13 protein-coding genes are annotated in these 13,966 nt (G+C 62.1%); 9 read left to right on the plus strand and 4 right to left on the minus strand.

All coding sequences use genetic code 11. The features are described from left to right. Positions 1-10: 10 nt before the first annotated feature. From EKL15_RS07680 to ppnP, 3 genes are all read left to right on the plus strand, one after another. Positions 11-940, plus strand: a complete 930-nt coding sequence (locus EKL15_RS07680; RefSeq protein ID WP_060440589.1) for a DUF1177 domain-containing protein — start codon at positions 11-13, stop codon at positions 938-940. A 4-nt stretch (positions 941-944) separates the two neighbouring features. Further along, positions 945-1,622: an AroM family protein gene (locus EKL15_RS07685; protein ID WP_060423313.1), complete on the plus strand. Its 678-nt coding sequence runs from the start codon at positions 945-947 to the stop codon at positions 1,620-1,622. Between the two features lie 211 nt (positions 1,623-1,833). Next, entirely contained in the window at positions 1,834-2,124 is a 291-nt protein-coding gene (gene ppnP, locus EKL15_RS07690) for a pyrimidine/purine nucleoside phosphorylase (protein WP_004940463.1), read from the plus strand. 65 nt (positions 2,125-2,189) lie between these two features. Here the strand turns inward: ppnP and rdgC are convergent, their stop codons facing one another. Further along, positions 2,190-3,101: a recombination-associated protein RdgC gene (gene rdgC / locus EKL15_RS07695; protein WP_004940461.1), complete on the minus strand. Its 912-nt coding sequence runs from the start codon at positions 3,099-3,101 to the stop codon at positions 2,190-2,192. A 216-nt stretch (positions 3,102-3,317) separates the two neighbouring features. On the opposite strand from rdgC, the gene mak reads away from it, so the two are divergent. The 3 genes from mak (at position 3,318) to EKL15_RS07710 (ending at position 4,951) form a co-directional block, all read left to right on the plus strand. After that, positions 3,318-4,232, plus strand: a complete 915-nt coding sequence (mak, locus tag EKL15_RS07700; protein WP_060440588.1) for a fructokinase — start codon at positions 3,318-3,320, stop codon at positions 4,230-4,232. 102 nt (positions 4,233-4,334) lie between these two features. Beyond that, positions 4,335-4,568, plus strand: a complete 234-nt coding sequence (locus EKL15_RS07705) for a type II toxin-antitoxin system Phd/YefM family antitoxin (protein WP_049199831.1) — start codon at positions 4,335-4,337, stop codon at positions 4,566-4,568. Further along, positions 4,565-4,951, plus strand: a complete 387-nt coding sequence (locus EKL15_RS07710; protein WP_033637281.1) for a type II toxin-antitoxin system VapC family toxin — start codon at positions 4,565-4,567, stop codon at positions 4,949-4,951. The genes EKL15_RS07705 and EKL15_RS07710 overlap by 4 nt, the downstream gene beginning before the upstream one ends. Here the strand turns inward: EKL15_RS07710 and licT are convergent. The 3 genes from licT to sbcD all read right to left on the minus strand — a co-directional run bounded on the left by licT (position 4,948) and on the right by sbcD (position 10,508). Continuing rightward, entirely contained in the window at positions 4,948-5,796 is an 849-nt protein-coding gene (gene licT / locus EKL15_RS07715; RefSeq protein ID WP_100396230.1) for a BglG family transcription antiterminator LicT, read from the minus strand. The two genes, EKL15_RS07710 and licT, sit on opposite strands and share 4 nt — an antisense overlap. A 231-nt stretch (positions 5,797-6,027) precedes the next feature. Next, positions 6,028-9,279: an exonuclease subunit SbcC gene (gene sbcC, locus EKL15_RS07720; RefSeq protein ID WP_203089193.1), complete on the minus strand. Its 3,252-nt coding sequence runs from the start codon at positions 9,277-9,279 to the stop codon at positions 6,028-6,030. Then, positions 9,276-10,508, minus strand: coding sequence for an exonuclease subunit SbcD (gene sbcD, locus EKL15_RS07725; protein WP_087763275.1), 1,233 nt, complete (start codon positions 10,506-10,508; stop codon positions 9,276-9,278). Before sbcD ends, sbcC begins: the two co-directional genes overlap by 4 nt. A gap of 215 nt (positions 10,509-10,723) precedes the next feature. On the opposite strand from sbcD, the gene phoB reads away from it, so the two are divergent. Genes phoB through EKL15_RS07740 form a run of 3 tightly spaced genes read left to right on the plus strand, consistent with a single transcriptional unit; the run spans position 10,724 to position 13,731 of the window. Next, on the plus strand, positions 10,724-11,413 hold the full coding sequence (phoB, locus tag EKL15_RS07730) for a phosphate response regulator transcription factor PhoB (RefSeq protein WP_004940438.1): 690 nt from the start codon (positions 10,724-10,726) through the stop codon (positions 11,411-11,413). 24 nt (positions 11,414-11,437) lie between these two features. After that, the gene (phoR, locus tag EKL15_RS07735) at positions 11,438-12,754 is read left to right on the plus strand and encodes a phosphate regulon sensor histidine kinase PhoR (protein WP_025301740.1); all 1,317 of its coding nucleotides are present in this window, start codon (positions 11,438-11,440) and stop codon (positions 12,752-12,754) included. Between the two features lie 14 nt (positions 12,755-12,768). Beyond that, complete coding sequence (locus EKL15_RS07740) at positions 12,769-13,731, plus strand: PstS family phosphate ABC transporter substrate-binding protein (protein WP_049199839.1); 963 nt, start codon at positions 12,769-12,771, stop codon at positions 13,729-13,731. Positions 13,732-13,966 lie beyond the last annotated feature (235 nt).

Below are 13,966 nucleotides of genomic sequence, written 5' to 3' on the forward strand. Positions count from 1 at the left end.
TAAAACGACCATGAGTTTGCAACAAACGCTGCAGGTTTTTGAATTGATGGATAGCGCATTCGTCAGCGGCCAGGACGTCGTCGATCTGTTTGCGCCTTACCCGGCGATCCGGGCCAGCACCTTGCGCGCCGACGGGCCGAAGGGTGGCACCGATTTCGTGCGCATCGAGATCCCCGGTAGCGCAGGCAAATTCGCTGGCGGTGCGGCGCCGACGCTGGGCATTATCGGCCGCCTGGGCGGCATCGGCGCGCGGCCGACGCGTATCGGGCTGGTGTCCGACGGCGACGGTGCGATCGCTGCCATTGCCGCCGCGCTGAAGCTGGCGGAGATGCAGCGTAAGGGCGACACGCTGCCAGGCGATGTGATCGTCACCACCCATATTTGCCCGAACGCGCCGACCCGCCCGCACGATCCAGTCGATTTTATGGATTCGCCGATCGATGACGTGACGATGAACGATAATGAAGTGGTGCCGGAGGCGGACGCCATCCTGTCGATCGATACCACCAAAGGCAACCGTATCATCAACCACAAAGGCTATGCGCTGTCGCCGACGGTGAAAGAGGGCTACATCCTGCGGGTGGCGGAAGATCTGTTGCGCATCATGGAGATGACCAGCGGCCGCCCGGCGGTGACCTTCCCGATCACCACGCAGGACATCACCCCTTACGGCAACGGCGTGCATCACCTCAACAGCATCCTGCAGCCCTCGACCGCTACTGCGGCGCCGGTGGTTGGCGTGGCGATTTGCAGCGAATCGGTGGTGCCGGGCTGCGGCACCGGCGCCAGCCACGAAACGGACATCGCGCTGGCGGCCAAATTCGCGGTGGAAGTTGCCAAAGAATTCGGCCGCGGCACCTGCCGGTTCTACGATGCCGCCGAATACGGCCAGCTGCTGGCGCTGTACGGCAGCCTGAGCCACCTGCAAAAAAGGAGATAGATCCATGACGGCTTCATTCGCCACGCTGACCCTCGGTCAGGCGCCGCGCAGCGATATCATGCCGCTGCTGTCTGCTTATCTGCCGGCGGAGCGGGTGAGGCACGTCGGTTTGCTGGACGGCCTGGATGCCGGGCAGATCGCCGAGCGTTATGCGCCGCAACAGGGCGATAAGCTGCTGGTGTCGCGCCTGTTGGACGGCACGCAGGTGACGCTCGGTGCCGCTCGCGTCGAAAGCGGGTTGCAGCAGAAGATCCGCGAGCTGGAGGCGGCGGGGTGCCAGGTGATCCTGTTGCTGTGCACCGGCGAATTCGGCCGCTTGCAGGCGGAACAGGCGCTGTTGCTGGAGCCGGATCGCATTATTCCGCCGTTGATCTCCGCGATCGTCGGCGCACACCGCGTCGGCATCGTGGTGCCGATGGCGGAACAGGTTGGGCAGCAGGCGGGTAAATGGCGGCAGCTGGCGACGCCGCCGAGCTATGCCGTCGCCAGCCCCTATCTGGCAGATGAGGCCGCGCTGGAGCAGGCGGCTTGCGCACTGCTGCGGCAAGGGGCGGAGGTGGTGGTGCTCGACTGCATCGGTTATCACCAGCGCCATCGCGCCTTTTTGCAGGCGCGTCTGTCGGTGCCGGTGCTGCTGTCGAACGTACTGGTCGCCAAGCTGGCCGCAGAGTTAATCGACTGATTCAAATAGCGATAAGTCACCGCTCGACGCGGCTTCAGGCGCTTTGCGCCCAGGGATCGCCCAGGGCTTCAGCAGCCCTGGCTGCCGGTGAGAGGCCCTGCAGCGTTTTCCTCTGCGCCGCGATCGCATTTCGCGCGAAAAACCAGTGACAGATCAACCGCAATCCCCCAATATGGATTTTCCATCAAGATGATTACGCGGGTGCCAGTCTATGCTGAAAGTGAATGAGTATTTTGCCGGAAAAGTGAAGTCTATCGGTTTTGACAGTAGCAGCATCGGTCTTACCAGCGTGGGCGTGATGGAAGAGGGGGAATACACCTTCTCCACCGCGCAACCGGAAGAAATGACGGTGATCACCGGGGCGCTGAAAGTGCTGCTGCCGGGGGCGCCGGACTGGCAGGTGTTTACGCCGGGCGAGAAGTTCTTCGTGCCGGGGCACAGCGAGTTCAACCTGCAGGTGGCCGATGCGACCGCCTATCTGTGCCGCTACCTGAGCAAATAAATTTTGTTCGTTAGGGGAACGCAGGGCTCAGCGGATGCTGGGCCCTGGTCGTTTCTGCGGCGGGATTAACGCTGGGCTTCGCCGCCGAGCGCTTCGATGGTGTTTTTGATCAACGCCGCCAGCTCGCTGGTCATCAGGATAAAGTCGGCGTCAAAGCGCTGAGCGAAGTCATCGCGATCGATATCGTCGTTCTGCTCGCGCAGCGTGTCGGCGAACTTCAGGCGCTTGAGCGAGCCGTCGTCCGACAGCATCAGCTGAATGCGTTCCTGCCAGTCCACCGCCAGTTTGGTCACCAGCTTGCCGGCTTCGATATGCACCGCGATTTCGTCGCTGATCAGATTCTGTTTCTTGCAGCGGATCACGCCGCCTTCTTCCAGAATCGCTTTCAGTTCCGCTTCATCCTGAATGGCGAAGCCGGCCGGCATCTCGCCGGAACGCACCCATTCGGTCAGCGTCAGTTCGATCGGGCTTTCCATGGTCAGCGGCACCACCGGCAGCGAGCCGAGGCTCTTGCGCAGCAGCGCCAGTGTATCTTCGGCGCGTTTGGCGCTGGCGGCATCGACCATGATCAGATCGTTGACGGTGTCTATCCACATGAAGGTCTGATTGAAGCGGCTGAACGCGCGCGGCAGCAGGCTGTGCAGCACTTCGTCCTTCAGCGCGTCTTTCTCGGTTTTCTTCAGTTTGCGGTGTTGTTCCGCCTCCAGGCGCTCAATCTTGGCCTGCAGCTCTTGCTTGATGACCGGCGACGGCAGGATTTTCTCTTCCTTGCGCGCGCAGATGACGATCTGGCCGTTGACCGCGTGCGTCAGCGCATCGCTGTGCGAGCCCATCGGGGAGACCCAGCCGGTCTTCGCCATGTCCTGGCTGCCGCACGGCGTGAAGGCGAACGCGCTGAGTTGTTTTTCCATTTCATCCGCGTTTAACGCCACTTCGCGGCTCAAACGGTAAACCATCAAATTCTTAAACCACAGCATAATGTTATCCCTGGCTGGGCGTGCGTTCGGCACGCTGATTCGTCAAAAGCAGGGCGGCATGATAACGAATTGACGCTGAAAAATCGCCCCATTCTCTCCGAATTGCGTCGCCGTACGCAGCGGAAAAGGCCTGGCCGGGGAGAGGGAAACAGGTGATTCATCCGCGCGCTTACATTAGGCTGTGGCAACGCTGCGCTGCATCGAGGAGAAAAAAACGTGCGCATTGGCATCGATTTGGGCGGGACAAAAATTGAAGTGATTGCGTTGGCGGACGACGGGCGGGAGCTGTTTCGCCATCGTATCGCCACGCCGCGCCATGACTACGGGCAAACCCTGGCGGCGATCGCCGGGCTGGTGAAACTGGCGGAAGATCATACCGGCGAACAGGGATCGGTCGGGATCGGCATTCCCGGCACGCTGTCGCCGTTTACCGGGCGGGTGAAAAACGCCAACTCGGTATGGCTCAACGGCCAACCGTTGGACAAGGATCTGTCGGTGCTGTTGGCGCGCGAGGTGCGTATCGCCAACGACGCCAACTGCCTGGCGGTGTCGGAAGCTACCGACGGCGCAGGCGCCGGCGCGCAAACCGTGTTTGCGGTCATTATCGGCACCGGCTGCGGCGCCGGCGTGGCGCTGAACGGCCAGGCGCATTCCGGCGGCAACGGCATCGCCGGCGAATGGGGCCACAATCCGCTGCCGTGGCAGGATGACGATGAGCTGCGTTACGCCCGCGAAGTGCCGTGCTACTGCGGCAAGCCGGGCTGCATCGAAACCTTTATTTCCGGCACCGGTTTCGCCACCGACTATGCGCGCCTGAGCGGCAACGCGCTGCAAGGGTACGAGATCATGGCGCTGAGCGAGCGGGGCGATGCGCTGGCGGAGCAGGCGATCGTTCGCTACGAAATGCGGCTGGCGAAAGCGTTGGCGCACGTGATCAACATTCTGGATCCGGACGTGGTGGTGCTCGGCGGCGGCATGAGCAACGTGGATCGCCTGTACCGCACGGTGCCTGAAAGGGTGAAAGGTTGGGTATTTGGCGGCGAGTGTGAAACGCCGATCCGCAAGGCGGTGCACGGCGACTCCAGCGGCGTACGCGGTGCGGCCTGGCTGTGGCCGCAACAGCAGCGCTAAGCGTTGCAACAAAGCGCGAGACTGCTCGCGCTTTAAACGACTCCCTGTACAAAAACTGGACGGCACTTTATGCTTTAGCTAACTTAGCTAAGGAGGACGCGTATGGCAATTCAGGCCAATATGCACGAAGCCAAATCCAATCTGAGCCAGCTGGCGGACAGAGCCGCGGAGGGAGAAACCGTGATTATTGCAAAAGCAGGGAAGCCGTACGTACAGCTGGTCGCCATCCAGGGCGAAGCGCGCCGCCCTGGCGCCGCCAAGGGCAAGTTTACCGTGCCGGCGGATTTCAACGCGGGGGACGCGGCCATTGCGGCGCTGTTTGAGGGCGATGAATGAAGCGCTTGCTGCTGGATACCCACGCGTTGCTGTGGTGGCTGATTGATGACGCCTGCCTGGGCGCGAACGCCAAAAGGCAGATCGCCGATCCCGGCAACGCGGTATACGTCAGCGCGGCCAGCATTTGGGAGATCTCGATCAAACAGGCGCTGGGCAAGCTGGCGCTGCCGGAAGACATCTTTGCGATCATCGAGGCCGAAGATTTTCTGGCGCTGCCGATGGACGCCTTTCACTGCCAACAGGCCGGGCAACTGCCGCCCTATCATCAGGATCCTTTCGATCGCATGCTGATCGCACAGGCGCAGGCCGAAGGCCTGACGCTGATCTCCGCCGACGCGGTGTTTCCGCAGTACGGCGTACGGGTGGCGGACGCCCGCCGTTAAGCCGGTTTTTCCTCGCTTTCGCTGCGCACCCGTTCGATATGAATGGTCAGGAACATCATCTCTTCCGTGGTGAGCTGATGCTGATAGTGCTTTTCGATGTGGCGGTTGATCTTGCCGGCGCAGGCGAATGACTCACGGTATTTCTCTTTCACCACCTGATACAGCGAGTCGTCGTCGCTGTCGACGTAGTTTTTCCCCAGCAGGCGCTGGGCGAAGAATTTCAAATGGGTGACGAAACGGTGGTAGCTCAGGGCTTCCTCGTTGTAATCAAAGCGGAAGTGGTATTTGACCAGGTTGAGGATCTCTTGCATCACGCGGGTGATGTGCAGCGTATTGTGCATCTCGTCGTTAAGCTGGGCGTTGACCAGGTGCAGGGCGATAAATCCGGCTTCGTCTTCCGGCAACGCGGTATCCAGCCGTTGGGCGATCAGGGCCAGCGCCTCCAGGCCGACGGCGAACTCGGCCGGATAGAGCTTTTTAATCTCCCACAGCAACGCATTTTTGATATCCAACCCTTCCGCATGGCGCTGCAGAGCGAAATGGATGTGGTCGGTCAACGTGATGTAGACGATGTTATGCAACTTGCCCGGCAGCCGTTCGCGGGCGAGGGTAATAATCTTGTCGGCGGTGGTGACGCAGGCCAGCGGGATCTCGGAGAGCAGCTCTTTATAACGCTCGGCGATTTCGCCGCCGTTATGGGTGAACACCTTTTCGATCAGGCTTTCGTCCAGCGTGTCGCCGGGCTTCTTTTTAAAGCCGATTCCTTTTCCCATTACCACCGTCTCTTCCTGACGGTCGTCCAGCGTAATCACCACGTTATTATTGAGTATTTTAGCGATTTTCATGGTCTTTCCCGGTGTTTCAGCATCCTGAAAACGAAAAAACCTGACGCCCGGAAGCGATCCCGGGCGTCAGGTTTTGCCTGTATTTTATGTTTCTGTCCTGTGGCCTGAGCGGCGGAGGGGATACAGTAACAATCCTGTTATGCCTGCATAATAACCCGTGCTCGCCGCGGCTCAACGCTTTTCACCGCGGAGTGCCGCCGCGGTCACACTTCTGTACCGCGCACGGCGGGATCATTCCAGCCTGAAGTGCGCCTCCAGCCGGCTGACGCCGAGCCCGTTGACCTTTTTCACTTTGATCTGCACCGGAATGCGCTCTTTCATCGCCTCGACGTGGCTGATCACGCCAATGGTTTTACCGGAAGCATTCAGGCTGTCCAGCGCGTCCAGCGCAGTATCGAGGGTTTCGGCGTCCAGCGTGCCGAAGCCTTCGTCGAGGAACAGCGAGTCGATGCTGGTTTTGTGGCTGACCAGATCGGACAACGCCAGCGCCAGCGCCAGGCTGACCAAGAAGCTCTCGCCGCCGGACAGGGTACGGGTATCGCGCAGCGCGTCGGCCTGCCAGGTGTCCACCACCTGCAGCTCCAGCGCGTCGCTGGTTTTGCGCTGCAGCAGGTAGCGCCCGTGCAGCCGGCCGAGCTGAAGGTTGGCCAGATAAACCAGATGATCGAGCGTCAGCCCCTGCGCGAAGCGGCGGAATTTGTCGCCTTCTTTCGAGCCGATCAGCTGGTTGAGGTAGCTCCAGTCGTCGTAGTCTTGCTGGCTGCGGGCGATTTGCTCGAACAGCGCCTGTTGATTGAGACGGCGGGCGGCGTCGCTTTCCAGCTGGTTGCGCAGCTCGCCCTGGCTCAGCTGCAGCGCCTTCAACTGCTGTGCCAGCTCGGCCAACGATTGGGTGAGTGCGTCGAGATCCGCGTTGGCTTCATCCACCCCTTCCGGGCGGTTCTGCCGATGCTGCTCCAGCGTTTGCGTTGCCTGAGCCAGCAGGGCCGCAGCCTCTACCTGCCGCTGCTGCAGCTGCTCTTTGCGCTGCTGCAATTCGCGGCGCAGGGCGTCGTCCAGGAGCGCGGCGGCGAAGGCAGTTTCATCGGCGAATTCGCTGTCGGCCAGCGCCTGCTGCCATTGCTGCTCCGCCTGCTGCAGCCGTTCCTGCATTTGGGTGTGCTGTTGTTGCAACCCGGCCTGCTGGCCGGCCAGGCGCTCGCGCAGTTCCTGCGCCTTTTGCCACTGCTCGGCGGCCTGCAAGCTGGCCTGTTCACAGGCGGTTTGTTTGGCGCGCAGCTGTTCCCGCACCTCGGCGACTCGCTGTTCGCCGAACAGCGCCAGCCGCTGCGCGCGCCGCTCGGCGAGGGTCTTCTCGCCTTCCTGCCTGCGTTGAAGCAGGTCTTGCTGCTGTTGCAGGCTGTCGGCGTGGGTTTTCTGCAGCAGCGTAAAGCGCTCTTCGAGCAGCGCCAGCTGTTGCTGCGCCTGCTGCTGCTGCGTTTGCAGAGCGGCGAGCGCGTCTTTTGCCTGTTGCACCGCCTGCGCCGCCTGTTCATGCTGCTGCAGCGCGTGCTGCCCGCGCCGCTCTTCGTCGTCGCAGCCGCTCAGCCAGGCGCTGAGTTGCTCGCCCTCCGCCAGGGTAAAGTCGAATGCCAGCGGCGCGCTGAGCTGCTGCCATTGCTGCTGTTGGGCAGCCAGCTGCTGCTCATCCTGCGCGATAGCCTGCTGCTGGCGTTGCTGCTGCTCTTGCAGGCCTTCACAGCGGGTGCGCAGCTCGGTGCCCTGGGTTTGCAGTTTCTCGGCGAGGGTGCGCATCTCAACCAAGCGTTGTTCCGTCGCCGAAGGCTGCACGGCCTGATATTGCTCCACCGCCGGATGGCTGGTGGAGCCGCACAGCGGGCAGGGTGCGCCGCTCTGCAACAGGGCGCGCTCCGCTTCCAGGCTGACGATGCGTTTTTCCAGCTCGTGGATCCGCTCCACTTCCTGCAGCTGCGCCTTGTGCTGTTTGAATTGCTGACGCGCGTTCTCCAGCTGGTGTTGCAGCCCGGCGAGCTGCGTTTGCCGCTCGGCGTGCTCTGCCTGTTGCCGGGCCAGACGCTCGCGGGTCTGACGGTAAAGGGAAGCGAGCGTGAATAACTGCTGGCGCGTCGGGCGCAGATCCGCCAGGGCGCTCAGGCGCTGGCGCAGCGGGGCCAGCGGGGTTTGCGCCTCCAGCGCCTGCTGCCGTTGCCGTTGAGCGGCCAGCGCTTCGGTCAGCGCGTTCAACTGCTGCTGATGCTGTGCGGCCTGCGCCGTCAGTTGGCTGCGCTGGGCGGTGAGCTGCTCCAGTGCGGTCTGCTGCTGGGCGCACTGCTGCGCGGCGGCATCGCCGGCCTGTCGCCGCTCGGCCTGCGTCGATTGCAGTTGGGCGATCTGATGGTCGAGCGGGGCGACCTGGTCATCGATCAGCTGTTGCTGCTGCCGCATATGCTCGGCATGGGCTTGCTGCGCCAGACGGGCCTTTTCCACCGCCTGCTGCAGCGGCGCCAGCTGTGCCGAGTGCTGCTCCTGTTGCTGCGTCAGCTGGGCTGCCTGCTGTTGTATCGTCTGCAACTCGACGCGGCAGCGATCGCGTTCGCCGCGCAGCGGCCGCAATTTCTCGGCCGGTTCGCTCAGCGCCAGCCGCTGCAGCTGCGGGGCGGCCTCGGCCTGCTCGCGCTGGGCGGTTTCCAGCCGCCGTTGCCCCTCGTTTTGCTGTTGCTGGAGGCGCTGCCATTGCTGCAGCCAGCTCAGCGCCTGTTGCTGTTGCTGGGTTTGCTTGCCGAGAGCGCTTTCCTGCGCGCTCAGCGCCGTCAGCCGTTCAGTCAGGGAGTGACGCTGTTCATCGTTCAGCAGCTCGATGCCGCTGGCTCGCTGGTGCAACGCATCCAGGTCGGTTTTGGCCTGCTTGTGGGATTCGAACACCTGTTCGGACAGCCGCCCATAGATTTCGGTGCCGGTCAGCTCTTCCAACAGCTCGGCGCGATCGTTGGCGTCGGCGTTGAGGAACGCGGCGAACTGCCCCTGAGACAGCATCATCGATTTGGTGAAGCGGCCGAAGTCCAGCCCGGTGATGGCCGCGGTGATCTCCAGCTTATCGCGCACTTTATCCGCCAGGATCTTGCCGTCCTCACGCCGCGCCAGTTCGACCTTCGGCGCCTGCAGATTGCCGTCCGGCGCGTTTTTGGCGCGGCGCTGGCTCCAGAAGGCGCGATAGCCGACGCCCTTGACCTCGAATTCGACCTCCGCCAGCGATTCGGCGGTGTGGCGGGTCATCAGTTCATTCTGGCTCGGCGTGACGTTGAGACGCGGCGTCTGGTGGTACAGCGCCAGGCAGATGGCGTCCAGCAGGGTGGTTTTGCCCGCGCCGGTCGGGCCGGTAATGGCGAACAGGCCGTTGCTGGCGAACGGCTCGGCGGTGAAGTCAATTTTCCACTCGCCCTGCAGCGAGTTGAGGTTTTTTAACCGCAGGCTGAGGATCTTCATGGTTGGGTCTCCTCAGGATTGTGCTGCACCGCCTCGACCACCTGGCGGAACAGTTGATGCATCCGCCGTTGGCGCGCTTCGGGCATGTCGGCCTCCTGCGCCAGGCGCCGTTCGAACACCTCATTGACGCTCAGCTCGTTCAGCGTTTCCTTGTCCTGCTGCGCGATCGCCTGGCGACGCTGCTCTTTACTGCGCCGCAGCAGCACCACTTCCACCGGCAGCTCATCCGCCATCAGCTGGATGCGGCGTTGGATATCGCTGAGGTAGTCCTGCGTCGCCACTTCGATATCCAGCCACACCGGCAGCTCGCCGGCATAGTCGGCAAATTGCTGCAGCTGCCGTTCGATCTCGGCCAGATCGCCTTTAATCAGCTGCATGGGCTGGAACTGCGGGATCGTTAACGCCTCTACCTGCTGCAGGGCGCCGTCGGCGAAATCGACCAGGAAGACGCTTTTGGCTTTGCCCAGTTCATCGAAGCTGAGCGGAATCGGTGAACCGCTATAGCGAATATGTTCCGACTTGGCGACGTTCTGCGCGCGGTGAATGTGGCCCAGCGCGATGTAATCGGCAGGGGGGAAGGCCTGCGCCGGGAAGGCGTCGAGGGTGCCGATATAGATGTCGCGCACCGAGTCGGAGGTGGTGACGCCGACGGTGGTCAGGTGGCCGGTGGCGACGATCGGCAGCGGCAGGCCCAGCCGCTCGCGGCGGTCGCAGGCCGCCTGATACAGCGTTTGGTAATGTTCGGCGATGGCTTCCTGCAGCGCCTGCTGTTTTTGCGCGCCGGATTCGCCGGCGCGGCTGGTGAGCAGATCGCGCGGCCGCAGGAACGGGATGGCGCACAGCACGGCGCCCGGCTGGCCGTCGCGCCGATTCAGCACCACGATCTGCTGCTCAAGGGAGCCCTGCGCACTCGCGATCACCGTGGTGTTCAGGCAAGAGAGCAGTTCCCGCGATTCGTTCAGCGTCGCTACCGAGTCGTGGTTGCCGCCCAACACCACCAGTTGGCAGCCGGTGCGCTGCAGTTCCACCACGAAGCGGTTGTACAGCTCGCGGGCGTAGCTGGGCGGCGAGCCGGTATCGAACAGATCCCCGGCGACGATCAGCGCATCCACCTGCTGCTGCTCGATCTGTTCGATCAGCCAGTTCAGAAAAGCCTGGTGCTCGGCGGCGCGGCTTTTGGTGAAAAAGTACTGGCCAAGATGCCAGTCAGAGGTGTGGATCAGGCGCATGACACTCCCGGATGCAAAGGTAATGGCGATGATTATAAAGGCCGCGGCGGCGGCTGTCCCGACGCAATGGCGACGACTACGGAATGATTTTTCTTTGCGCCGGGAAATAATCGCTATGCTTACTGCCTATAACAGCCGCTTTTTTTCATAAAAGTGTCACAAAACTGACGCATAATGGCGCCCGCAAAGTCGCTAACACATTGGCAGGATTGACGATGGCAAGACGCATACTGGTGGTGGAAGACGAAGCGCCGATCCGTGAGATGGTGTGCTTTGTGTTGGAACAGAATGGTTACCAACCGTTGGAAGCCGAGGATTATGACAGCGCCGTGACGCGCCTGTCTGAGCCGTTCCCTGATTTAGTGTTGCTCGACTGGATGTTGCCCGGCGGTTCCGGCATTCAGTTTATCAAACATATGAAGCGCGAAGCGCTGACCCGCGATATTCCGGTCATGATGCTGACCGCGCGCGGCGAAGAGGAAGACCGCGTGCGCGGCCTGGAAGTGGGGGCGGATGATTATATCACCAAGCCGTTCTCGCCCAAGGAGCTGGTGGCGCGCATCAAGGCGGTCATGCGCCGCATTTCACCGATGGCGGTGGAAGAAGTGATTGAAATGCAAGGGCTGAGCCTGGATCCGTCCTCCCACCGCGTGATGGCTAACGATCAGGCGTTGGACATGGGGCCGACCGAGTTCAAGCTGCTGCACTTCTTTATGACCCACCCAGAGCGGGTTTATAGCCGTGAGCAGTTGCTTAATCACGTCTGGGGCACTAACGTTTATGTGGAAGACCGTACCGTTGACGTGCATATCCGTCGGCTCCGCAAGGCGTTAGAAACCAGTGGGCATGATAAAATGGTTCAAACCGTTCGGGGCACCGGCTACCGGTTCTCAACGCGCTACTGATCGCGCCGCGCTGGAGAATATGCCGTGTTAGAACGTCTGTCGTGGAAGAGGCTGGCTCTGGAGCTGGCTCTTTTTTGTCTGCCCGCCTTATTGCTGGGGCTGATTTTCGGTTATCTGCCCTGGTTCCTGCTGGCCTCCGCGCTGGCGGCGCTGGTGTGGAATTTCTACAACCAGCTCAAACTCTCCCATTGGCTGTGGATCGACCGCAGCATGACGCCGCCGCCCGGCCGCTGGAGCTGGGAGCCGCTGTTCTATGGCCTGTATCAGATGCAGCAGCGCAATCGCCGCCGCCGGCGCGAGCTGGCGCTGCTGATCAAGCGCTTTCGCAGCGGGGCCGAATCGCTGCCTGATGCGGTGGTGATGACCACCGTCGAAGGCAATATCTTCTGGTGTAATGGGCTGGCGCAGCATCTGCTCGGCTTTCGCTGGCCGGAAGACAACGGCCAGCACATCCTCAACCTGTTGCGTTATCCGGAATTCAGCCACTACCTGCAACAGCAAGAGTTCTCGCGCCCGCTGACGCTGCAGCTGAACAACGAACACTACGTCGAATTCCGCGTGATGCCTTATTCCGAAGGGCAACTGCTGATGGTGGCGCGCGACGTCACCCAGATGCGCCAGCTGGAGGGCGCGCGGCGCAACTTCTTCGCCAACGTCAGCCATGAACTGCGCACGCCGCTGACGGTGCTGCAGGGCTACCTGGAGATGATGGGCGACGAAGAGCAGGACGGCTCGCTGCGCAGCAAGGCGCTCGGCACCATGCAAGAGCAGACCCGCCGGATGGACGGGCTGGTCAAGCAGCTGCTGACGCTGTCGCGCATCGAGGCGGCGCCCAATGTCGACATGAACGAGCGGGTGGATATCCCGCTGATGCTGCGGGTGTTGCAGCGCGAGGCGCAGTCGCTGAGCGGCGGCAATCACGAGATCACCTTCCGGGTGAACGAACAGCTCAACGTGTTCGGTAATGAAGACCAGTTGCGCAGCGCGGTGTCTAACCTGGTGTACAACGCGGTCAACCATACGCCGAAGGGCACCCATATCGAAGTGAGCTGGCAGCAGACGGCGCACGGCGCGCAGTTCCAGGTCAGCGATAACGGGCCGGGCATCGCCGCCGAACACCTTCCGCGCCTGACCGAGCGTTTTTACCGCGTCGACAAGGCCCGTTCGCGCCAAACCGGCGGCAGCGGGCTGGGGCTGGCGATCGTCAAACACGCGCTCAGCCATCACGACGCGCGGCTGGAGATCCTCAGCGAGCCGGGGATCGGCACGCGCTTTATCTTTACCTTACCCAACCGGTTGATTGTTCCCGCCGCTTTATCAGAGAATGCGGTGAAAAATTAACGCGAGACACCGGTATGACCCGAATAACCCGAGGGCTGTTGCTTTGCCTGGCGCTGCTGGCCGGACGCGGCGCGCTGGCGCAGCCCGATGGCATGTTGGCGGGCAACCTGTCCAGCGTCGGCTCCGACACCCTGGCGAATCTGATGGCGTTGTGGGCGCAGGATTTCAGCCGGCATTACCCCAACGTTAACCTGCAGATCCAGGCCGCCGGCTCGTCGACCGCGCCGACCGCGTTGGCGGCGGGCGCCGCGCAGCTGGGCCCGATGAGCCGGCCGATGAAGGCGGCTGAGGTTTCGGCGTTCGAACACCGTTACGGCTATGCGCCGCTGGCGGTGCCGGTGGCGGTGGATGCGCTGGTGGTGTTGGTGCATCAGGACAACCCGCTGCGCGGCCTCAATCTGCAGCAGCTCGATCGCATTTTCTCCGCCACCCGGCGCTGCGGTGAGAGCAAACCGCTGACGCGCTGGGGCGAGCTGGGGCTCAGCGGCGATTGGGCGACGCGCTCGCTGCAGCGCTTCGGCCGCAACTCGGCTTCGGGCACCTACGGCTATTTCAAACTGCGCGCGCTGTGCGGCGGCGATTTTATGCCGCGCGTCAATGAGCTGCCCGGCTCGGCCTCGGTGGTGCAGGCGGTGGCCGGTTCGCTCAACGGCATCGGCTATGCCAGCATCGGCTTTCGCGCCAGCGGCGTGCGGCTGCTGCCGTTGGCGGAGTCGGGAGAGGACTATGTCGCACCTACCGCCGCCAACGTGCGCAACGATCGCTACCCGCTGTCGCGCTATCTCTATATCTATATCAACAAAGCCCCCAATCAACCGCTCGAGCCGCTGACCGCCGCGTTCCTCGACCGCGTGCTGTCGACCGCAGGGCAGAGCCTGGTCAATCACGACGGCTATCTGCCGCTGCCGCCGGCCGCCCTGCAGAAGACCCGCCAGGCGCTCGGCTTGCAGCCGCTCGCGTCGGCTACGGTGCAATAAGCGGCAAAAAGCGGCGTAATTTTCGCCTTTTTTCACGGCCAAACGGAGCTTATGCCACGCGAAAACCGGGCATTTATTGGCGTTTTCGCGCGGTAAAGTGATATATGCTTCACGTTTCGTGAATCTGTTGTTCAAAAATGATACAAATCATGTAGTGTATATTTATTGATAGCCAATATGATCGACTGGTGGCAAAAGTTTATATGGTCGATAGCTCTGCTTTTCGCCGTGCGCC

Origin of the sequence: Serratia sp. 4542, from assembly GCF_016805595.1 — a bacterium.
Classification (GTDB): Bacteria; Pseudomonadota; Gammaproteobacteria; order Enterobacterales; family Enterobacteriaceae; genus Serratia; species Serratia nevei.

Bases quoted from the DNA above. Each gene is read 5' to 3' on its own strand.
- EKL15_RS07680 (WP_060440589.1), top strand. From the start codon at position 11: ATGAGTTTGCAACAAACGCTGCAGGTTTTTGAATTGATGGATAGCGCA.
- EKL15_RS07685 (WP_060423313.1), top strand. From the start codon at position 945: ATGACGGCTTCATTCGCCACGCTGACCCTCGGTCAGGCGCCGCGCAGC.
- ppnP (WP_004940463.1), top strand. From the start codon at position 1,834: ATGCTGAAAGTGAATGAGTATTTTGCCGGAAAAGTGAAGTCTATCGGT.
- rdgC (WP_004940461.1), bottom strand. From the start codon at position 3,101: ATGCTGTGGTTTAAGAATTTGATGGTTTACCGTTTGAGCCGCGAAGTG.
- EKL15_RS07705 (WP_049199831.1), top strand. From the start codon at position 4,335: ATGGCAATTCAGGCCAATATGCACGAAGCCAAATCCAATCTGAGCCAG.
- EKL15_RS07710 (WP_033637281.1), top strand. From the start codon at position 4,565: ATGAAGCGCTTGCTGCTGGATACCCACGCGTTGCTGTGGTGGCTGATT.
- licT (WP_100396230.1), bottom strand. From the start codon at position 5,796: ATGAAAATCGCTAAAATACTCAATAATAACGTGGTGATTACGCTGGAC.
- sbcC (WP_203089193.1), bottom strand. From the start codon at position 9,279: ATGAAGATCCTCAGCCTGCGGTTAAAAAACCTCAACTCGCTGCAGGGC.
- sbcD (WP_087763275.1), bottom strand. From the start codon at position 10,508: ATGCGCCTGATCCACACCTCTGACTGGCATCTTGGCCAGTACTTTTTC.
- phoB (WP_004940438.1), top strand. From the start codon at position 10,724: ATGGCAAGACGCATACTGGTGGTGGAAGACGAAGCGCCGATCCGTGAG.
- EKL15_RS07740 (WP_049199839.1), top strand. From the start codon at position 12,769: ATGACCCGAATAACCCGAGGGCTGTTGCTTTGCCTGGCGCTGCTGGCC.